17 protein-coding genes, 1 tRNA gene, 1 pseudogene, 1 riboswitch and 1 other annotated feature are annotated in these 19,831 nt (G+C 59.3%); of the genes and pseudogenes, 8 read left to right on the top strand and 11 right to left on the bottom strand.

Translation table 11 applies throughout. The features are described from left to right. Window position 1: 1 nt before the first annotated feature. From C2846_RS13415 to glnK, 8 genes are all read right to left on the bottom strand, one after another. On the bottom strand, window positions 2–772 hold the full coding sequence (locus C2846_RS13415; protein WP_080048895.1) for a creatininase: 771 nt from the start codon (window positions 770–772) through the stop codon (window positions 2–4). Between the two features lie 139 nt (window positions 773–911). Further along, complete coding sequence (locus C2846_RS13410; RefSeq protein WP_119701653.1) at window positions 912–1,667, bottom strand: SDR family NAD(P)-dependent oxidoreductase; 756 nt, start codon at window positions 1,665–1,667, stop codon at window positions 912–914. After that, window positions 1,667–2,452, bottom strand: a complete 786-nt coding sequence (locus C2846_RS13405) for an SDR family NAD(P)-dependent oxidoreductase (RefSeq protein ID WP_080048893.1) — start codon at window positions 2,450–2,452, stop codon at window positions 1,667–1,669. The genes C2846_RS13410 and C2846_RS13405 overlap by 1 nt, the downstream gene beginning before the upstream one ends. Before the next feature lie 2 nt (window positions 2,453–2,454). Continuing rightward, window positions 2,455–3,480: a fatty acid desaturase family protein gene (locus C2846_RS13400; RefSeq protein ID WP_080048892.1), complete on the bottom strand. Its 1,026-nt coding sequence runs from the start codon at window positions 3,478–3,480 to the stop codon at window positions 2,455–2,457. 51 nt (window positions 3,481–3,531) lie between these two features. Beyond that, the gene (locus tag C2846_RS13395; RefSeq protein WP_231705566.1) at window positions 3,532–4,539 is read right to left on the bottom strand and encodes an ABC transporter substrate-binding protein; all 1,008 of its coding nucleotides are present in this window, start codon (window positions 4,537–4,539) and stop codon (window positions 3,532–3,534) included. A 55-nt stretch (window positions 4,540–4,594) separates the two neighbouring features. Further along, a riboswitch (guanidine-I (ykkC/yxkD leader) is annotated at window positions 4,595–4,701 on the bottom strand. 204 nt (window positions 4,702–4,905) lie between these two features. Beyond that, window positions 4,906–5,325, bottom strand: a complete 420-nt coding sequence (locus C2846_RS13390; protein WP_080048891.1) for a secondary thiamine-phosphate synthase enzyme YjbQ — start codon at window positions 5,323–5,325, stop codon at window positions 4,906–4,908. Window positions 5,326–5,392: 67 nt separating this feature from the next. Continuing rightward, on the bottom strand, window positions 5,393–6,640 hold the full coding sequence (locus C2846_RS13385; RefSeq protein ID WP_080048890.1) for an ammonium transporter: 1,248 nt from the start codon (window positions 6,638–6,640) through the stop codon (window positions 5,393–5,395). Window positions 6,641–6,688: 48 nt separating this feature from the next. Then, entirely contained in the window at window positions 6,689–7,027 is a 339-nt protein-coding gene (glnK, locus tag C2846_RS13380) for a P-II family nitrogen regulator (protein WP_080048889.1), read from the bottom strand. A 512-nt stretch (window positions 7,028–7,539) separates the two neighbouring features. Between glnK and C2846_RS13375 the strand changes: the two genes are divergently transcribed. Both C2846_RS13375 and C2846_RS13370 read left to right on the top strand, forming a co-directional pair. Beyond that, complete coding sequence (locus C2846_RS13375) at window positions 7,540–7,797, top strand: accessory factor UbiK family protein (protein WP_080048888.1); 258 nt, start codon at window positions 7,540–7,542, stop codon at window positions 7,795–7,797. 29 nt (window positions 7,798–7,826) lie between these two features. Then, complete coding sequence (locus C2846_RS13370) at window positions 7,827–9,335, top strand: YifB family Mg chelatase-like AAA ATPase (RefSeq protein ID WP_119701652.1); 1,509 nt, start codon at window positions 7,827–7,829, stop codon at window positions 9,333–9,335. A 104-nt stretch (window positions 9,336–9,439) separates the two neighbouring features. On the opposite strand, the gene C2846_RS13365 is transcribed toward C2846_RS13370, so the two are convergent. Continuing rightward, the gene (locus C2846_RS13365) at window positions 9,440–11,107 is read right to left on the bottom strand and encodes a putative bifunctional diguanylate cyclase/phosphodiesterase (protein ID WP_119701651.1); all 1,668 of its coding nucleotides are present in this window, start codon (window positions 11,105–11,107) and stop codon (window positions 9,440–9,442) included. Window positions 11,108–11,291: 184 nt separating this feature from the next. Between C2846_RS13365 and rep the strand changes: the two genes are divergently transcribed. Next, window positions 11,292–13,298: a DNA helicase Rep gene (gene rep, locus C2846_RS13360; protein ID WP_119701650.1), complete on the top strand. Its 2,007-nt coding sequence runs from the start codon at window positions 11,292–11,294 to the stop codon at window positions 13,296–13,298. A gap of 51 nt (window positions 13,299–13,349) precedes the next feature. Here rep and C2846_RS13355 read toward each other — a convergent pair whose 3' ends face one another. Beyond that, entirely contained in the window at window positions 13,350–13,775 is a 426-nt protein-coding gene (locus C2846_RS13355; protein WP_095626080.1) for a c-type cytochrome, read from the bottom strand. 294 nt (window positions 13,776–14,069) lie between these two features. Here C2846_RS13355 and C2846_RS13350 point away from each other — a divergent pair. From C2846_RS13350 to C2846_RS13340, 3 genes and pseudogenes are all read left to right on the top strand, one after another. Continuing rightward, window positions 14,070–14,146 (top strand) — tRNA-Arg (locus tag C2846_RS13350). Window positions 14,147–14,624: 478 nt separating this feature from the next. Then, a pseudogene (locus tag C2846_RS13345) lies at window positions 14,625–14,774 on the top strand (type I restriction-modification system subunit M N-terminal domain-containing protein); the annotation flags it as partial. A 37-nt stretch (window positions 14,775–14,811) separates the two neighbouring features. Beyond that, window positions 14,812–15,998 (top strand): IS3 family transposase gene (locus C2846_RS13340; RefSeq protein WP_119701649.1). Its coding sequence is split into 2 segments (ribosomal slippage): window positions 14,812–15,049 and window positions 15,049–15,998, totalling 1,188 coding nucleotides; the frame shifts between segments, so codons are not numbered across the junction. Beyond that, window positions 15,039–15,170: a sequence feature (AL1L pseudoknot), on the top strand. (Overlaps the previous gene by 132 nt.) Here the strand turns inward: C2846_RS13340 and C2846_RS13335 are convergent. Beyond that, window positions 15,980–16,468 (bottom strand): hypothetical protein, encoded by a 489-nt coding sequence (locus tag C2846_RS13335; RefSeq protein ID WP_119701648.1) that lies wholly within the window; start codon window positions 16,466–16,468, stop codon window positions 15,980–15,982. The genes C2846_RS13340 and C2846_RS13335 overlap by 19 nt on opposite strands. Window positions 16,469–17,296: 828 nt before the next feature. Here C2846_RS13335 and istA point away from each other — a divergent pair. Together istA and istB are read left to right on the top strand one after the other, a co-directional pair. Beyond that, window positions 17,297–18,841 carry an IS21 family transposase gene (gene istA, locus C2846_RS13330; protein ID WP_165443824.1) on the top strand — a complete coding sequence of 515 codons (1,545 nt, stop codon included), beginning with the start codon at window positions 17,297–17,299 and terminating at the stop codon, window positions 18,839–18,841. A gap of 14 nt (window positions 18,842–18,855) precedes the next feature. Continuing rightward, the gene (gene istB, locus C2846_RS13325; protein WP_119701646.1) at window positions 18,856–19,611 is read left to right on the top strand and encodes an IS21-like element helper ATPase IstB; all 756 of its coding nucleotides are present in this window, start codon (window positions 18,856–18,858) and stop codon (window positions 19,609–19,611) included. Window positions 19,612–19,831: the final 220 nt, after the last annotated feature.

Raw genomic sequence — 19,831 nt, 5'->3', positions numbered from 1 at the left:
CTCAGGCCTCCAGCTTGAATTCACGACGCACGGCAGCGGTGATGCCGGTGACGATGTCATCAGCCATGCGCGCGCCCTTCTCGGCGGTCGAGCCCCGCGCCGAGGAAAGCACCCCGGATGGCGGCACCCACTCGGTGCGGGTCGGGTACATATCATAGGGTGGAAAGTCCGCTGGCGGGTCGTTCGGGATCTGCTCAAGGCTGACCAGATGGGGCAGGTAGTGCAGCATCAACGAGGTCTCGATCACTGCCGCGTGTTCCAGCGCAAAGCCGGGGAAGCCGTCGGGAAAGATGTCATCCAGGGTCTCTTCGCGGCAGAAGTCCCAGTGCTCAAGGCGCATCACCTCAAGGTCACAGGCCGGGCCCAGCTCGCGCAACGCCAGCTGGATGCCCTCGGTGACGAACCAGGTGTTTTCGTAGTGTCCGAGCACCAGTACCAGTCGCTTGACACCATGACGGGCGAATTCGCGCACCGCATCCTGCACCAGCGCGATCAGGGTTGCGCCATCAAGACTGGTGGTGCCGCAGAAGTGTTGGCCGCCGCCGCACTTGGGCTGCGACTTGTAGCCGTAGGCCAGTGCCGGAGCGACAATTCCGCCGATCTGAGCGGCTACATCAGCGCTCAGTGCGGTTGACAGCAGGGCATCGGTACCCAGCGGCAGATGCGGACCGTGCTGTTCGGTGGCGCCGCAGGGCAGAAGCACCACCGCGCCCTGCTCTACACGCTGCTGGTACTCTACCCAGCTAATCTGATCCATGTAGACGCTTGTCATCACATTGCTCCTCTGTACCCTCAAGTGGTTTGCATTCCGGCCAGTCGGCCATTACGGCCAGGCCAATCAGCGATGCTCCCAGACAGGTGGGTTACTCCGTACAAGGTGCCGAGTGTTAGGAGCAGCTCGGGACGGAACATCAGCCACCCATCCAGGCACCGCCGTTGGCGCCTAAAACCTGGCCGGTAAAAAAACTCGCGGCGGGTGAAAGTAAAAAGCAGACGGCGGCTGCAATTTCCTCTGGTCGACCGAGTCGTGCGGCCGGGATCGCCAGTTCCCTGGCAATCCACTCTTGGCTCATGTGTTCCAGCGAAATCATCGCGGTTTCCACCGGTCCGGGGGCGACCGCGTTAATGCGAATCTGCGGCGCGAATTCGCGGGCCAGTGATTTGGTCAGGCCGATCACGCCTGCTTTGGCCGTGCAATAGGCCACGTAGTTTTCCCGGCCCAGTTGGCCCAGCTCTGAGGCAATATTGACGATGCTGCCAGTGCCGGTAGTGGTCATGCCTGCCAGTGCCTGGCGGCAACACCGGTACACTCCGTCCAGATCGATCGCCATGATCCGCCGCCAGTCGTCCTCGCTGGTCTCCAGAAAGCTCTGTTCCTGAATGATCCCGGCGTTGTTGACCAGGCCGTGCAATGGGCCGGCGCTGGTGATGCGGGCAAACATTTCCTCGACCGCATCGGGGTGGCTGATATCGGCCTCAATTGCCGTGGCCAGGCCGCCCGTTGCATGAATTTGGCTGACCAGTGCGGCACTGGCATCGGCCTGGTCAAGATGATTGATCCAGACCTCCGCTCCTTGCCTGGCCAGCATCAGCGCACAGGCCCGGCCAATGCCGGTCGCTGCGCCGGTGACCAGGATGCGCTGGCCGGTTAAATCGACTGTCAGCATCAGTGCATGACCTCCCCACGGCTGACCACAATGGCCTGCCCGGTAATGGCAGCCGATACCGGGGCGCCAAGAAACAGAAAGGTGCCAGCCAGGTCCGCCGGTGTCAGCAGATGAGGAATGGCCTGTGCGGCCAGAATGTGTTTCAGCTCTTCGGCCTCGGAGCGTCCGCTTTTCCGGGCCATGCTGCGCAGCGAGGCAAAGGCTGCCTCGGTACCGACCCAGCCGGGGCAAACCGCGTTGACCCGTATGCCCTGCCCTCCCAGTTCCCAGGCTAGTGAACGGGTCAAGCCGATCACCGCATGCTTGCTGGCGACGTAGGCGGAAAATCCGGCCACTGCGCTTAGGCCCCAGATCGAGGACTGGTTGATTACGCTGCTGCCTTCACCAAGCAGTGGCAGCACTGCACGGGTCAGGCGCAGCATCGATACCACGTTATTGTCGAGCTGCAGCTGCCAGCGTTGGTTGGCGTCCGGTGCAGGATCCTGAACCGGAGTTGGCAGTTCAATGCCGGCATTGTTGATCAGCACATCGATCCGACTCAGGCGCTGGCGCAGTTGTGTGGCGTAATCGCTGACTGCAAGGTCGTCGTTCAGATCCACTGCGTGGCCGCGAACCTGAGTGAGCGCCGACAGTTGTTCGAGCGTACCCGCCAGCGCCTGGACATTGCGGTCGATCAGCTCCAGCTTTGCTCCTTGGGCCGCAAAGGCTTGCGCCAGGCCCAGGCCAATACCACTGGCCGCACCGCTGATCAGTACCGTCCGACCCTGATAATCCAGTGTCTGCATGGTTAAACCGCCGTCAGAAAGGACACGCCCACAGCACCGTAGAAGTTTTCGGCACGCCTGGGCCCATCAACGAACTCACCGTAGTCATCATTGACTACCCGGCGCAGGCGATGACGGTGAAAACTGCTGAGCAGTTCAGCCATAGGTACGACTTGGCGGTAGCCATCGCCGTACAGTTCCTGATGCAGTTTGGGCAGGCGATACCAGGGCGCTACAGGTTTTTCATGGTGGGCGTTATGGAAAGAGAAGTTGAGCAGCAGCAGGTTGAGTGCCGGCCAGCGCAGTGACACCACATTGCTGAAGGTGTTGAGCTGCTCGTAGGTCCGGTCACGCAGCTTGTCGGCCGGGATCTTGCCATCATCTTCCAGTACCGCGACAGCGTCGTAGGTATGCTGGTAGGCATCGGCAAAGCGCAGCACCGTGATCATGATCAGCCAGGCCGCGCAGTAGAGTACCAGGGCGCTGGGGGACAGCCAGCCGAGCAGGGCGAACAGCACACTGCGGGTCAATATGATGGCCAATACTTTGCCACGCCGGGCCCGGTGTTTTTCGCTCTGGCTGATAAATGGCATCAGTACCACATAAAAATGCATGATCAGCTCGACCGCAGGTACGTAGGCCCATTCCAGCGCCAGAATCAGCTTGCGTACCCAGCCCGGCAGGGCGTTGATGAATACCTTGCTGTCGAAGGTGATGACATCGGCGCGATCAACGTGATGGCGCATGTGCTTGCGCCGCAGATCCTGAAAATCGGCGTAGCAGCCGCCGGTCAGCCAACTGAACAGCTCGCCGGCCCGGCTATTGTGAACGGGCTTGCTGAAGATGGTGCCATGTGCAAACTCATGAATCAGATAGGCGCCAATGATCATGGCATGGGCCAGCAGCAGCATGCCGGGCAGCTTCAGCCACCAGCTTGGCTGGAGTAACAGGGCGAGACCCAGGATATAGCCGCCCAGGCCATAGGCCATTGCCAGACTGTTCGGCAGCAGGCCGTCAGCGTAACGGAATAAGGGTTTGCTCTTGGACATGGAGTTATCACCTTGTTTGAGCCTGGGCGACCACGGCCGCCCGGGCGAGTGTTACTCGGTCAGTGCCTTGACGAAACTGGCGTCGTAGGTGGCGGAAAAGTCGGGAATAGCTGGGATCTGCCGGTTATTCAGCAGCAGTTCGGCAATCACTGCGCCGCTCCCGTAGAACGACAGGGTTGAGTCGGACGGCTCAAAGTTTGCGGCCATCTCGGTCAGAGGGATGTTGTAGACTCCTTCCATCTGTTCAATGGCTTCGGCGGCACTGACACCCAGCACCTCACCGATGATGGCTGCTGACTCTTCGGGATTGGCCTGCATGTAGTCGAGGCCAGCCTGGTAGCCCTGGATCATGGCGCTAATGGCCTTGCCGCGTTGATTGATCACCCGCTCGTCGAAAACCAGCACATCGGTGATCAGACCTGGAGCGTCCTTGGAGGAATAGATCACATGAAAGCGTTCACCTGAGCCCATGTTGAGAATCTGCGATACGTTGGGCTCATAGGTCACGCCAACTGGCAGGCTGCCGGATGCCATAGCAGAGGGAATACCTTCAGGGGTCATATTGATTGGGCGAATGTCGGCCTCGCTCAAGTCATGGGTTTGCAGTGCGTAGGCCAGCAGAAAGTCGGAGGGTGACAGTGGGTTGTAGCCAATCGTCTTGCCTTTGAAGTCGGCAATCGAGGTGATCGATTTGTCGGCTACGATGGCATCGCCACCATTGGAGAAGTCGATGGGCATGACGACACGGTGTTTGAGACCCTTGGCGACCGAGCCCACGACCTGATCATAGGTCAGCATGCCCCCGTCCAGGGCTCGGCCAGCCATTGCCGAAGGAATCAGTGCGGGATCGTTGAAGAATTGCAGTTCGACCTTGAGCCCCAGGTCTTTGTATAGGTCGAGTTTGTCAGCGACATAGAAAGGCCCATAGCCAGCCCAGACCACAGTGCCAATTTTCAGGGTTTCGATGGCCTGAGCAGCCAGAGGCATCAGGGTGGTTGTGGCAGCCAGGGTGATGCCGGCCAGTGTCTTGCGCAGAGATCCAAGCATGGGTGCGGTCATGGTAATCACTCCTACACAGTGAGAAAAAAGTACGGGTGACTGCGTCGTCATGACGGTCTCCCGGGCTTTTGTCCCGCCGTGTAGCCTCCTTATCCATGGAAGCCGGAAAACTCTCGGACCAGTCATCCGCTGATGCGGATCGGAACCCTAGTTCGCCTAGATACCACTCCAGTGTGTGATGCGTCATGAGTCAGCAGCGACTCATCCCGTTTCACTAAAGGACTATGCATGCTTGGTGCCAATTATTGCTTTATAAAAATGTCTTTAAAGTCAATTGGTTGCTTATCTTCCGGATTTTGGCTGATGTTGAAAGATGGGCTTATGCCCTAAAACAGCGCCTGGGGAGCAGCAATGCGATGCACTTATTCACTCACCTTGCAGCGTAGCCAGCAGTCGCCGGCTGCCGGCCTGTTGACGATGTTCACCCAGATAAACACCCTGCCAGGTGCCCATGGTCAATTGTCCATTGCTGACCGGAATGCTCAATTGCACACCCAGCAGGCTGCTTTTGACATGGGCAGTCATGTCGTCAGGGCCTTCATAGGTGTGCTTGAAGAAGGGCGTACTGTCCGGAACCAGGTGGCGCAAAATGGCTTCCAGGTCGTCGCGTACCAGTGGATCGGCGTTTTCATTGATGCTCAGTGAGGCCGAGGTGTGCTGTAGCCACAGGTGCAGCAGGCCGGTGTTGAGCAGCTTGAGCTCCGGCAGCGCGGCCAGGATTTCGGCGTCGATAAGGTGAAAGCCCCGGGGTCGGGCTCGCAGCTCAATGGTGCGTTGTAGCCACATACTCAGTCTCCCTAATGAAACAGGGCGCCCGTAGGCGCCCTGTGATACAGCGAAGGTACTGCGGAGTTTACTTCTTGGCGCTGGTGAACTCCGGGTAGGCTTCCATACCGCACTCGGCGATATCGACACCTTCATACTCTTCTTCTTCGCTGACGCGAATGCCCATGACCGCCTTGAGGATACTCCAAACGATCAGGCTGGCAATGAAGACGAAGGCGAAGATGGCGATGACCCCGATCAGCTGAGCGCCGAAGCTGGCATCAGCATTGGTCAGCGGTACGGCCAGAACACCCCAGATACCAGCCGAGCCGTGGGCCGAGATGGCACCAGCCGGGTCGTCCAGTTTCAGCTTGTCCAGACCCAGGACGCTGAACACCACGATCACCCCACCTACGGCACCGATCAGGACGGCAGCGAAGGCGCTCGGCGACAGCGGGTCGGCGGTTATGGCCACCAGGCCGGCCAGGGCGCCGTTGAGGGTCATGGTCAGGTCGGTCTTGCCGAACAGGATGCGTGACACGATCATCGCTGCGATCAGGCCACCGGCAGCAGCCATGTTGGTGTTGACCAGAACCTGGGCGACGTTGTTGGCGGACTCGACGTCGGAAATTTTCAGCTCGGAACCGCCGTTGAAGCCGAACCAGCCCATCCACAGGATGAAGATACCCAGGGTCGACAGCGGCAGGTTACAGCCGGGGATGGCATTGACCTGGCCGTTCGGACCGTATTTGCCTTTACGTGCGCCGAGCAGGATCACACCGGCCAGAGCGGCGGTGGCGCCGGCCATGTGAACGATACCGGAGCCGGCATAGTCGGAGTAGCCGATTTCGTCCAGCCAGCCTTCACCCCAGCTCCAGGCACCCTGGATCGGGTAGATGAAACCGGTCATGACCACGGCGAAAGCCAGGAAGGCCCACAGTTTCATACGCTCGGCCACGGCACCGGAGACGATCGACATACAGGCACCGGCGAACACGATCTGGAAGAAGAAGTCAGCGCGGTTGGAGTAGTACGGTGCTTCGTCACCACCAGCCAGCACTTCGTCGAGGGCGTTTTCGCCGCCGATCAAGAAGCCCAGGCTCGGCAGGATCGAGCTTTCCGAGGAATACATGATGTAGTAACCGACCAGCAGGTACATCACCGAGGCGATGGCGAACAGGGCGATGTTCTTGGCCAGAATTTCAGTGGTGCTCTTGGTGCGGACCAGACCGGCCTCGAGCATGGCGAAACCTGCTGCCATCCACATAACCAGGACGCCGCAGATCAAAAAGTAGAACGTGTCCAGTGCATACTGGAGTTGCACGATATCTTCCATTGTAAGCCCCCCATATAGGCTTTTTTATTTCAATCGGTAAACCTTGGCTCAGATGGCGTCGGTACCGGTTTCTCCGGTACGGATACGGATGGCCTGCTCCAGATTGACCACGAAGATCTTGCCGTCGCCGATCTTGCCGGTGTTGGCAGCCTTGGTGATGGCTTCAATCACGCGGTCGAGCATGTCGTCGCCGATAGCCACATCGATCTTCACCTTGGGCAGAAAATCAACCACGTATTCCGCGCCACGGTAGAGTTCGGTGTGACCTTTCTGCCGGCCAAAACCCTTGACCTCGGTCACGGTGATACCCTGAACGCCGATCTCGGACAGTGCTTCACGCACGTCGTCCAGTTTGAAAGGCTTGATAACAGCCGTTACTAGTTTCATTTCAATACTCCCGTTTGATGGACTGCCCTGGGGGGACAGGGCAAGTCTATGCCGAGTTAGAGGCTTTTAGAAACGGACAATGCTCCGAGGCTGATGCAGTTGACCGGTCTGCCGACAAAACCAGGTTTTGTCATGGCCCCGCGAACCGGGTGTAACTGCCGCATCGTCTTGTGCTCCTTAGATGATGGCTCCTCGCAAAGTCAGGCTAGCTTCAGGTGGGTGCCCCGTTTGGGTTATCCCTTCCTTGGCAGCTGCGATGTGCTAAGCAGGAACCCTGCCAGTTTTCGTTTTTCCTTATTTTTCAGTTAAATAACAATGTTTTGATGGTTTTGGTCAGGCCAATTGCGCATGCCTTTGCACCAAAATCGAGCATAGCTCACAACTTCAGTGCCCGCTGTGTGCACACATGGGGCACGCCAGGGTTGGGGACGCCGCCAGCCTGGGGGTGCTACACTGGGCAACTTGCCGCCAGCCTTGGCTGGTCGATTCCATTGCCGATTGAGTTGCAGAGCATGTTGCACAAAGTGTTGATTGACGCGGTCAGCAGCCAGGCCACCCGGTTGCTGATGAGTGAGCGCGGATTGCCGCCGCCGGAGCTGGAGAAACACCTCAAGGCCTTGCTGCAAAGCGCCCTGGCCAAGCTGGATGTGGTCAGCCGTGATGAGTTTGAAACCCAGCAGGCGGTGCTGATGCGTACCCGTGAACGGCTGGAAGCCCTGGAAAAACGGGTCGAGGCCCTGGAGCAGCGTACCCCCCCACCGACCACCTGACCTGCAGGTGGACTGATCAAGGAGCGATCATGTCCCTGGCCATAGTTCATAGCCGAGCCAAGCTCGGCATTCAGGCCCCGGCTGTCACCATCGAAGTTCACCTGGCCAACGGCATGCCGAGCCTGACCCTGGTCGGCCTGCCGGAAACCGCCGTGCGCGAAAGCAAGGACCGGGTCCGCAGTGCCTTGCAGAACGCCCAGTTGGAGTTCCCCAGCCTCAAGCGCATCACCATCAACCTGGCGCCGGCGGATCTGCCCAAGGAAGGTGGGCGTTTTGATCTGGCCATTGCCCTGGGGCTGCTGGCGGCCAGCGGGCAGATTCCCGGCGATTGTCTGAACGAATGCGAGTGCTTGGGGGAACTGGCGCTGTCCGGTGAGTTGCGCCCGGTTCAGGGGGTGCTGCCGGCTGCGCTGGCCTGCCGGGCGCTGAATCGCACCTTGCTGCTGCCGCGTGCTAATGCCGCCGAGGCTGCGCTGGTACGCGGCGTACGGATAGTCGCGGCCGAGCATCTGCTGGAGTTGTGCGAGCATCTGCGCGGTGAGCGCGAATTACCCGGGGTCAACGTCGAGTCGCGCCCGCAGTCACGACCGGTAACGGCCGATCTTGCCGATGTGCAGGGCCAGGCCCAGGCCAAGCGGGCCTTGATCGTGGCGGCGGCGGGCGGGCATAACCTGTTGCTGTTTGGCCCGCCGGGCACCGGCAAGACCCTGCTGGCCAGCCGTTTGCCGGGCATACTGCCGGCCTTGAGTGAGGCGGAAGCGCTGGAAGTGGCGGCGATCCAGTCGGTTTGCGGGCAGGCCGACCTGAGCTGCTGGCCGCAGCGGCCCTTTCGCGCGCCCCATCATGGTGCGTCGGCCGCCGCGTTGGTTGGGGGTGGTAGCCAGCCTCGACCCGGCGAGATCAGTCAGGCCCACCAGGGCGTGCTGTTTCTCGACGAGTTGCCCGAGTTTGATCGCAAGGTACTGGAAATGCTGCGTGAGCCTTTGGAGTCGGGCTGTATTCATATCGCCCGGGCTCGCGAGCAGTTGAGCTTTCCGGCCCGCTTTCAACTGATCGCGGCCATGAACCCTTGCCCCTGTGGCTATCAGGGCGATCCCTCCGGGCGCTGTCGCTGTAGTCCCGAGCAGATCGAGCGTTACCGTGGCAAGCTTTCCGGCCCGCTACTTGATCGTATCGATCTGCATTTGGGTATGCTCAATGAAACCTTCAGCCTGGGACATGAACAGGTCGGCAAGCCCAGCAGTGCGGAGGCCGCGCAGCGGGTGGCGCAGGCCCGGTCCCGTCAGCAACAGCGTCAGAATTGTCTGAATGCCCATCTGGATCTGGCGGCGCTGCGCGAGCACTGCCGGCTGAGCGAGGCCGACCAGCAGTGGCTGGAGCTGGCGATCACTCGCCTGGGCCTGTCACGTCGGGCCAGTCACCGGGCGCTCAAGGTGGCTCGCACCCTGGCCGATCTGGATGGGGTCAGCTCGATTGAGCGTGCGCACCTGGCCGAAGCTCTGCAGTATCGGCAACTGGATCGGCGGCCAATGGCCTGATATCAACCGGGGTGATGGGGCTGGTGCGGGCAAAGGGTTGCACTATAGTAGTGAATGCAGGGCGTCACCGGTCACGCGACATCGGTCGGTGGCGCCTTGCGGTTTCAGACCGGGCCTAATGCTTCTTCGCGGCCCATGCTGTAGGCATCCAGGAAGTAGCACAACTCCTCGAAAGCCAGCGCCGGGCTGATGAAGTAGCCCTGCACCTGATCACAGCCCATGCCGCGCAACACTTCCAATTGCTGGCGCTGCTCCACCCCTTCGGCAACCACCTCCAGATTCAGGCTGCGACCCAGCTCGATCATCGCACCGACCAGTTGCCGGTCCGACTCGCGCTCGGCAATGCCCTTGACGAAGCTGCGGTCGAGCTTGAGCAGGTTGATCGGCAGGTTGTGCAGGTGCACGAAGGAGGAAAAGCCGGTGCCAAAGTCGTCCAGCGAGAAGCGTACACCCAGGCCAGTCAGCCCGCGCATGGTGACCTGAACCTGCTCGGGGTTCTGCATGACCGCGGTTTCGGTCAGCTCGAACTCGAGGCTGTGCGGATCGATGCCGGTCTTGTCCAGCAGGCGCTTGACCGTGGCCAGCAACTGGCTGTCCTGGAACTGGCGGAACGACATGTTGACGGCGATATGCACCGGCGGCATGCGCCGGCGTTTGAGCTGATTGAGGTCGTGACAGGCACGGGCGATCACCCAGTAGCCCATAGGCACGATCAGTCCGGTTTCCTCGGCCAGCGGAATGAACTGGTTGGGGCCGAGCAGGCCGCGTTCGGGATGACGCCAGCGAATCAGTCCTTCGAGTCCGACGATATTGCCGCTTTTGAGATCGACCCGTGGTTGATAGTGCAGCTCCAGTTCATTGCGACGCAGCGCCTGGCGCAGGGAGGATTCGAACTCAATCAGGCTGTTGGCCTGCAGGTTGATGCGGTCATCGTAAAAGTGGAAGTTGCAGCCACGTTGGCCCTTGGCCTGCTGCATGGCCATGTTGGCGTGCAGCAACAGGCTGTCGACCGTTTGCCCGCCTTCAGGGTAGGTGGCAATGCCGACGCTGCAGCCGAGTAACAGGCTTTCGCTGTCAACAAAGAACGGTTCGGCCAGTTCGTTGGTGACCTTCTGGGCGATGTGCAGCAAATTGCTAGGACTGCCGTAGTCCTCGATGATCACGCCAAATTCGTCGCTGCCCATCCGGCCGATAGTGTCGGTATTGCGCAGCACTCGGCGCAGGCGCTCGACCACCTCGCAGATGATCGCGTCGCCAGCCCCGTGGCCGAGGGTGTCGTTGACGTGGCGGAAGTTGTCCAGATCGATGAACAGCACGGCCAGCGGCTGATTGCTGCGCAGCGCCCGGCGCATGCCTTGCTTGAGCCGGTCATGCAGCATTTGCCGGTTGCAGATGCCGGTCAGTGGGTCGTAGCTGGCGGCATGATCAAGCGCGGTGCGCAGTGCATGCCGCTCAATGGCGTAGTTGAAGCAGCGGATCAGTTCGCTGGCGCTGGACTGATCCCAGACACTGTCGGTTATGCCAGGCGGCAACGGGTGAAATTCTGGCTCATCGGCCAGGTGGATGATCGGCACGCTGCATTCGCGGGGCACATTCAGAAAATCGCTGCGCGCCAGAATCGCCTGCACCGGGCCGCTGGCGATCATGGCCTGGGCGTGATCCCAGTTGTCGGCACGAATCAATTGATAGGGGCTGGCTTTGACAGCAGACAAACGGTGACTCAGAGGCGCATGGGCACCATGGTCATTGTCGAGTAACACGATGCGAAGCATCGGACTGTCAGCAGTCAAAGTCAGATCCCCCAAGGATCTTTATAAATTAGGTACATACGGTTTATTTATAAAGTAGGTTATATCCAAAAAACCGCCAAGTACCAAGACTAGCTTTTCGCTATCACGCTGTCGATCACAGTTTCTGCTGGTAGAATTGTCGGCCACCAGCCGGAGATCAATACGCGTGTCGAATCTCAACCCCCGTCAACAGGAAGCCGTTCATTACATCAGTGGCCCACTGTTGGTACTGGCCGGGGCCGGCAGCGGCAAGACCAGCGTGATCACCCGCAAGATCGCCTACCTGGTGCGCGAATGCGGGATCAAGGCCCAGTACATTGTCGCCGTGACCTTCACCAACAAGGCCGCGCGTGAAATGAAAGAGCGCGTTAGCCTGCTGCTCAAGGGCGGTGATGCCCGTGGCCTGACCGTCTCGACTTTCCATAACCTGGGCCTGAACATCATCCGCAAGGAGCATCAGCGCCTGGGCTACAAGCCGGGCTTCTCAATCTTCGACCAGCAGGATGCCACCGCGCTGATCACCGACCTGATGCATCGCGACTACGGTGCCGACGACGGTATCGATGGCATCCAAGCGCAGATCTCCAACTGGAAGAACGACCTGATTCTGCCCGAGGAGGCATTGGCCAAGGCCCGGACTCCGCAGGAGCAGACCGCCGCCAGCGTTTACATGCACTATCAGCGCACGCTCAAGGCCTACAACGCGGTCGATTTCGATGACCTGATCCTGATCCCTGTGATGTTGTTTCGCAATCACCCGGATGTGTTGGAAAAGTGGCAATTTCGTATCCGCTACATGCTGGTCGACGAATACCAGGACACCAACGCTAGCCAGTACCTGCTGGTGAAGATGCTGGTCGGCAATCAGGCGCGCTTTACCGTGGTGGGCGATGACGACCAGTCGATCTACGCCTGGCGTGGTGCCCGGCCAGAAAACTTGGCGTTGCTCAAGGAAGACTTTCCGGCGCTCAAGGTGGTGATGCTGGAGCAGAACTACCGTTCCACCAGCCGCATCCTGCGGGCCGCCAACACCCTGATTGCCAACAACCCGCACGTCTTCGACAAGCAGCTCTGGAGCGAGCTGGGTTATGGCGAGCCGATCCGGGTGATCCGTTGCCGCAACGAGGAAGCCGAAGCCGAACGAGTAGCCACCGACATCCAGATGATGCACATGCAGCACAAGCGCGCCTGGAAGGATTTCGCCATTCTCTATCGCGGCAATCACCAGGCCCGGCTGATCGAACTCAAGCTGCAGCACCACCAGATCCCCTACCACCTGTCCGGCGGCACCAGCTTCTTCAGCCGCCAGGAGGTCAAGGACCTGATGGCCTACTTCCGCCTGCTGGTCAACCCGGACGACGACAACGCACTGCTGCGGGTCATCAACGTGCCGCGCCGGGAGATCGGCCCGGCAACCCTGGAAAAGCTCGGCAACTACGCTACCGATCGTGGCGTCAACCTGTTTCAGGCCTGTGCCGAGGTGGGACTGGGCGAGCATCTGGAGTCGCGCTATCTGGAGCGTCTGCAGCGCTTTCAGCGCTGGCTCGAGGGCATCCGTCAACGTTGTGCCCGGGAGGAGCCGATTGCGGTGCTGCGCGACATGATCCTGGATCTGGACTACGAGAACTGGATTCGCCAGAACTGCTCCAGCGACGAGATCGCCGCCAAGCGCATGGGCAACGTCTGGTTCCTGCTTGATGCGCTCAAGACCACCATCGAGCGTGACGAGAGCGGTGAAACCGATATCGAGGATGCCATCGCCAAGCTGGTATTGCGCGACATGCTCGAGCGCCACGAAGAGGAAGAGGACGTTGACCGGGTGCAGTTGATGACCCTGCATGCCTCCAAGGGCTTGGAGTATCCGCATGTCTACATCATGGGCATGGAGGAAGAGATCCTCCCGCACCGCTCCAGCATCGAAGCTGACAGCGTCGAGGAAGAGCGCCGGCTGACCTACGTCGGCATCACCCGTGCACGCAAGACCCTGGCTTTCACCTTCGCCGCTCGCCGACGCCAGTTCGGTGAGGTTATCGATTGTCTGCCCAGCCGTTTTCTCGATGAACTGCCAGCCGAGGATCTGGAATGGGAGGGCACCGAGGATGTGCCGGTGGAGCAGAAGCAGGCCCGCGGCAAGGAAGCGTTGGCCAATATCCGCAGCTTGATCGGGCGCTAGGGCACAAAAAAGCCGCCCTGGCTGGGCGGCTTTTTGCTTCAAGCGTTCGGCTTACAGGCCGGACATGTGCTTGATGGCGTCCATCAGCTCGTCATCGGAGCAGTCGGCGCAGGTGCCTTTCGGCGGCATGGCGTTGATCCCGCTGATCGCGGTGGCCAGCAGCTCATCCAGGTTGCCGCCATGGCGGGCCTGCCAGGCCGGGGTATCACCGGTAACGGGGGCGCCCAGCAGACCAGTGCTGTGACAGGCGGTGCAGAACTGCTTGTAAACCGCTTCGCCCGAACGCGCCCCGCCGGCTGGAGAGGCGGCTGCTACAGCGCCGGTTTCTTCAGCACAGGGATCGCCAGCCAGACATACCGAACCAAACGGCTTGATCCGCTCGGCAATGGCGTCTTCAACCGCAGTCGCAAAGGCACTACCGGCCATCAGGGCAAGCATGGCCGCAGAGGCGGCCAGAAGTTTTTTCACAGTCGTCACCTTGAACATCCTCATCATAGCTATAAGTATCAGCCGGCAGCAGAACCCGGACATTGTGCGCGAGTATACCGGTAAACCCGCAAGCGACAAAATAGCTGGGCCCGGCAATAACCCTGACACGTCACGCAGTCGCATGACAACAGGGCATGGACGCCGAGCGATTCAATGCGTATTATTGCGGCCCTGAAACGCACCCGTAGCTCAGCTGGATAGAGTACTGCCCTCCGAAGGCAGCACTCATTGAATTGAGCCAAGGTGCAAAAAGATGTCAAAATACGAACGTTTTACCGCCACGCACCCGTAGCTCAGCTGGATAGAGTACCGCCCTCCGAAGGCGGGGGTCACAGGTTCGAATCCTGTCGGGTGCGCCATTCTCATTCAAAATCAACGACTTACAACTCTCCTAGCTCTCTTTTCTTGTGCCCAATTCGGCGACTACAGAAAATAAGTACTCACTCGCCTTTTCAAAACACTTTGTCAGAATGACCTCTGCCCTCCATCACTGAAAAAGCCTGGAAAAAAGCCGTGTGCCCAAAATGTGCCCAAACCGTGCCCACTGATTTTTTTCGCTTTTAGCAGAGAGCGATATTTTGAGTATTAGCTCCCGCGCCCAACCCGACTGACGTTCCAGTTCTTTACAGCTCACAGCGGACATACCAAACCAATTGCAGCTCAATATCAGATCGCCTAAGGTCGAACGTCCCCATGGGTGCTGCGCTTCACCGCTTCGCTATCTTATTCGGTAGAGTACACCCTGACCGCGCCCGTTGATGCATTGCACACCGCCGGCCCCGGTTACAGCCTCTGTGGAGCAATAGGGAATTACCGCTTTGAACACCAGAGGAAATAATGAATAGCACAGAACAACAGTTTCTAAAGGCACTGGACGACAAACTCTGGAAAGCCGCCGACAAGCTCCGCGCCAACCTGGACGCTGCCAACTACAAGCACGTGGTACTGGGGCTGATCTTCCTCAAATACGTATCCGACGCTTTTGAATAGCTATTCCCCTGAAGTCCGTGAACGTGCTGTGCGCATGGTTCTGGAGAACCTGAAGGACTACCCCTCCGAATGGGCAGCCATCGAATCCATTGCGCCCAAGATTGGCTGTGTCCCCCAGACGCTGCATGGCTGGATACGCAAACACCAGACTGATATTGGCCACCGCCCCGGCCAGACGACCGAGGAACGAGAACGCATCAAGGCTCTGGAACGCGAGAACCGGGAACTGCGCAAAGCGAACGAGATTCTGCGCCTGGCCAGTGCGTATTTTGCCCAGGCGGAGCCCGACTGGCCGGCACCCCGGCGCCGCAACAAACCCTGAACGCCTTAGTTGACGAGTACCGTGACCGCTACGGAGTCGAGTCGATCTGTCGGGTAATCCAGATCGCTCCGTCCGGTTATTACGTGCATGCAGCCAAAGCCCGTCAACCCGAACTGCGAAGCGCTCGTGCCAAACAGGACGAGCTGTTGAGCGATAAAATCCAGCGAGTCTGGGATGACAATATGCAGTGCTATGGCGTCGTGAAAGTCTGGAAGCAACTCAAGCGTGAGGGCATTGATATTGCTCGCTGCACGGTACAGCGGCTGATGCGTCAACTGGGCCTGCAGGGCGTTCGTCGCGGTCATGTGATCCGCACCGCCATCCCGAATGAGAACGCGATTTGTCCGCTGGATAGGGTCCAACGCCAGTTCCATGCGGATCGACCCAATCAGCTATGGGTGTCCGACTTTACTTATGTTTCAACGTGGCAAGGCTGGCTCTACGTCGCCTTCGTGGTCGATGTATTTGCCCGGCGTATCGTTGGCTGGCGGGTGAGCAACAGCATGCGAACAGACTTCGTTCTGGATGCCCTGGAGCAAGCGCTGCACGCTCGACAGCCGAGCCGCATGGACGGCCTGATACACCATAGCGACAGGGGTAGCCAATACGTCTCCATCCGATACACCGAGCGTCTCGCTGAGGCCGGCATAGAGCCCTCTGTAGACAGCAAAGGCGATAGCTATGACAACGCTTTGGCTGAAACCATCAACGGGTTATACAAAGCGGAGCTGATCTATCGGCAGTCCTGGCGTAGTCGCGAAGCCGTGGAAATCGCCACTTTGAAATGGGTTCACTGGTACAACCACCAGCGGTTGCTGAGCTCGATTGGGTATATACCCCCGGCAGAAGCTGAGGCAAACTTCTACCAGCAACAATCCGGTCAGACCATGGCGGCCTGACTTAAACGAAATGGCCTCCATAAAACCCGGTACGATTCACTATCAATTTCTGCGGTGCCCCTGCGCCTGGCCTTAGTCCGGTCCTCATAAAGGAGACGAAACTGCATCATCGCATGCCGGGGGCGCTCTGGATCGCTGAACATTTGCGCGTGCTCAAGAGCGCTGAGTAAAATCAGTCCCTGAAGATTTCTCAGCTGGGGTGACTCTGGCCTGATGCATAAAAACGCCTCAGCTTGAGACTCAGAAATTTTTCTCTTGGCACGCAGGTATTCTAGGATCAGTCGAGCATTTGCATCCTCAATGGCCCGATCGATGTCTGGCTTTTCAGTGACATATCCCTTTGCGACATCCCTAAGCTCTGGACCATTAGCCTTATCCTCGGCGAAATCTTGCAGGATCCGGTTTGACAGCTGACAGAGTGTTTTCAGTCTGATGTCATCATCGCTTTTGCCAAGCAATTTGCGGATCATTGCTGCCCCCTCTCAGAGTTTATCCCGAGCAGCTCTTGAAGCATGCTTGGCTCGTGATCCGGAGTTTCTGGCGCTGCAATCCGTTGCGCTGCAGCTCGTGAAATCCCGCACAAACGCTCAAGCGCTTTAACCGGTGTACGAGGGCTGGACCCTGAAAACACTTTTCCCCACAGCCATCTACTCCTGCTCAGTAGAGGATAGGCGCTCTCAGGACGACGCGCCTTGGCGACAGCGGGGCTAGACAGAACCAACTCAGCCATAACCGCCCACTCTTCGAGGTTCGGCGGGGGAGTAGTATGAATCACGGCGTAAACGTTGGACCTGCCACGTCGACGCAACTCATGAAAAAGCTGCCAACCAGCAAAAAAATGGTATGTTTTGTCTGACCCTGCCGGCACAACATGCACTGGGTGTGCCTGCTGCAGAACCTCCAGCATTGCATCGCTGAGCTCATTGACGCTGTCATTTCCATAGACATTCAGCGAGTCGTTCACCGACTGCGTTATCACTGGATGGGGATACAGTGAGCTCAGCTTAAGCGTTTTGTAGATCGCCATGCGAGAAGGGTCTCACAGTCTGTGGCTAGGTGAGCCATCATTGCATATTCCGGCCTATCGTGACCGCCCATTCCGTTTGAACGTGACCGCCTGTTCCGGACTAACGTGACCGCTCATTGCGTTTTATCGTGACCGATTTTGGGTGATATCCCGGAATTGCCGGTCACGATGCCGGAATCGTCGGTCACGTTCCCCCGGAATCACTGCCAACACACTGGAATTCTTCAACTTAATCGCGCATACCCCTTCCTTTTTCCACGAGGAAGAGCGGATGCCGGCTGCGAGGATTTCCATGCGACAGATCACCGAGGTCTTGCGCCTCAAATACGAAGCCGGTCTGAGTCACGAGCGCATTGCCCGTGCCTGCGGACTCTCCAAGGGCGTCGTCGGCAAGTACGTCACCCTGGCCCAGGTCCAGGGCGTTACCTGGCCACTGCCGAAGGACCTGGACGAGGTTCGGCTGTACGCGCTGCTGTTCCCGGCAAAGGCGCCACCGTCACGCTTTGCCGAGCCCGATTACTTCCCAGTTCATCAGGAGCTCAAGACCAAAGGCGTCACCTTGCAACTGCTCTGGGCCGAGTACGTAGAACGCCACGGCGACAAGGCGTATCGCTACAGCCAGTACTGCCACCACTACCGGCTCTGGCGTGGCCGGCAGCGCCGCAGCATGCGTCAGGTCCATCGGGCTGGCGAGAAGATCTTTATCGATTACTGCGGCCCTACTGTGCCGGTGGTAGACCGCTCTACCGGTGAGGTGCGCAAGGCCCAGGTCTTTGTGGCAGTGCTGGGCGCGTCCAGTTACACCTTCGCCGAGGCCACCTGGAGCCAGAGCCTTCCAGACTGGATCGCCTCCCATCAGAGGATGTTCATGTTCTTTGGCGGGGTACCGGAACTGCTGGTTCCGGATAACCTCAAGGCGGCGGTGACCAAGGCCGACCGCTACAGTCCGACGATCAACGAGACCTATGCTGAGCTGGCCTGCCATTATCAGACGGCGGTATTGCCAGCACGGCCCTACAAGCCCAAGGACAAGGCGAAGGCTGAGACGTCGGTGCTGTTGGTTGAGCGCTGGATCCTGGCCCGTTTACGGCACCAGATGTTCTTCTCCCTGGCCGAATTGAATGCCGCCATTGCCGCGTTGCTACCAGCCCTGAACCAGCGCCCGTTCCAAGGGCGGACCGAGAGCCGTCACAGCCTGTTCGACGCACTTGATCGACCGGCACTGCGGCCTCTGCCAGTAGCGCCCTATACCTACGCCGAATGGCGCAAGGCCAGGCCAGGCATCGACTACCACATCGAGATCGACAAGCGGCTGTACAGCGTGCCTCACGCCCTGGTGGGGCTGGTTCTGGACGTACGGGTCACGGATATCGCCCTGGAGGTCATGCACAAGGGCCAGCGGGTGGCGTTACATCCCCGCCACGGGAAGAGCCGCTTCGTGACCGTGACCGAACACATGCCCAAGGCGCATCAGGCCCACAAGGACTGGTCGCCGCAGCGCTTCCTCAACTGGGCCAAGGACATCGGCCCCGGCACGCTGGGGGTGGTGCAGAGCCAGCTCAAGGACCGCCCTCATCCAGAGCATGGCTACCGCGCTTGCCTGGGGTTACTGAATCTCAGTCGGCGCTACAGCCGTGAACGCCTTGAACAAGCCTGTGCCCGGGCGCTGTCGATCAACTCCGCCAGCTACCAGAGCATCACCTCGATCCTGAAACAGGGGCTGGACCAGTTCCCGCTGCCTCTGGCCGACGATGAGCGTGACCTGACCGACCTGCCGGCGCACACCAACGTTCGCGGCCCGCATTACTACCACTGATCCCGGAGATACCTATGCTGACTCACAACACACTCAACACCCTGCGCCACCTCAAGCTAACGGGCATGTGCGACGCCCTGGAACAGCAACGAGCGCAACCGCAAACCCACGATCTGGCGTTCGAGGAGCGCCTGGCTCTGCTGGTGGACCGGGAAGTGCTGCACCGGGAAAACCGCCGACTGGACCGGTTACTGAAGGCTGCCCGCTTGCGCGTGCAGGCCTGCATCGAAGACATAGACTATCGCCACCCGCGAGGGCTGGAACGTTACCGTATGGCAGGCCTGGCCAGCTGTGACTGGATCGGTCAATCTCTGAACCTGTGCATCACCGGTCCCACCGGCTGCGGCAAGACCTGGCTGGCCTGCGCCCTGGGCAACCAGGCCTGCCGCCAAGGGCTGTCCGTCCGCTACCTGCGGGTGCCACGGCTGTTCGAGCAAGTGCGAATCGCCCACGGCGATGGCAGCTACGCCCGCCTGATGACACAACTGTTGAAAACCGATCTGCTGATCCTCGATGACTGGGGCATGCAGAAGGTCAATGCACAGCAACGACAGGATCTGATGGAGGTGATCGAGGACCGTCATGGACGTGGTTCAACGCTCATTGCCAGCCAGCTACCCACCGAACACTGGCACGACTACATCGGCTCCGCCACGCTCGCCGACGCCATCCTGGACCGGCTCCTGCACGGGGCCCATCGGCTCAACCTGAAGGGGGAATCGCTGAGAAAGGCTAACGCCCAAAACGCAGTATCGGTTGACCCATCGTGACCGCTCAGAGTACAAAACCCGTTCCAGCGTGAAGGCCGTGTGCAAATCGGTCACGTTCGCCGGAATACGCAATCATTTTAGGCGATACTCAAAATCATTCAATACCGCAGAAAAATCCTACCATAAACTGTGTCCATGCCATCACCAGCTGCAGCCTAAACATGCGTTAATCCACCTCAAGCGCCCCTCAAAATCTGATCACGAATGCACCTATCCCACT

The sequence above is a fragment of the Pseudomonas jilinensis genome, from assembly GCF_003586265.1.
GTDB lineage: Bacteria > Pseudomonadota > Gammaproteobacteria > Pseudomonadales > Pseudomonadaceae > Halopseudomonas > Halopseudomonas phragmitis.
This window is presented reverse-complemented; position numbering and strand designations above follow the sequence as displayed.

Coding starts and splice junctions, on each gene's coding strand:
- C2846_RS13400 (WP_080048892.1), bottom strand. CDS start 3,480: ATGTCCAAGAGCAAACCCTTATTCCGTTACGCTGACGGCCTGCTGCCG.
- C2846_RS13390 (WP_080048891.1), bottom strand. CDS start 5,325: ATGTGGCTACAACGCACCATTGAGCTGCGAGCCCGACCCCGGGGCTTT.
- istA (WP_165443824.1), top strand. CDS start 17,297: ATGCCGGCTGCGAGGATTTCCATGCGACAGATCACCGAGGTCTTGCGC.
- C2846_RS13335 (WP_119701648.1), bottom strand. CDS start 16,468: ATGATCCGCAAATTGCTTGGCAAAAGCGATGATGACATCAGACTGAAA.
- C2846_RS13375 (WP_080048888.1), top strand. CDS start 7,540: ATGTTGCACAAAGTGTTGATTGACGCGGTCAGCAGCCAGGCCACCCGG.
- C2846_RS13410 (WP_119701653.1), bottom strand. CDS start 1,667: ATGCTGACAGTCGATTTAACCGGCCAGCGCATCCTGGTCACCGGCGCA.
- istB (WP_119701646.1), top strand. CDS start 18,856: ATGCTGACTCACAACACACTCAACACCCTGCGCCACCTCAAGCTAACG.
- C2846_RS13370 (WP_119701652.1), top strand. CDS start 7,827: ATGTCCCTGGCCATAGTTCATAGCCGAGCCAAGCTCGGCATTCAGGCC.
- glnK (WP_080048889.1), bottom strand. CDS start 7,027: ATGAAACTAGTAACGGCTGTTATCAAGCCTTTCAAACTGGACGACGTG.
- C2846_RS13365 (WP_119701651.1), bottom strand. CDS start 11,107: ATGCTTCGCATCGTGTTACTCGACAATGACCATGGTGCCCATGCGCCT.
- C2846_RS13385 (WP_080048890.1), bottom strand. CDS start 6,640: ATGGAAGATATCGTGCAACTCCAGTATGCACTGGACACGTTCTACTTT.
- C2846_RS13415 (WP_080048895.1), bottom strand. CDS start 772: ATGACAAGCGTCTACATGGATCAGATTAGCTGGGTAGAGTACCAGCAG.
- C2846_RS13395 (WP_231705566.1), bottom strand. CDS start 4,539: ATGACCGCACCCATGCTTGGATCTCTGCGCAAGACACTGGCCGGCATC.
- C2846_RS13405 (WP_080048893.1), bottom strand. CDS start 2,452: ATGCAGACACTGGATTATCAGGGTCGGACGGTACTGATCAGCGGTGCG.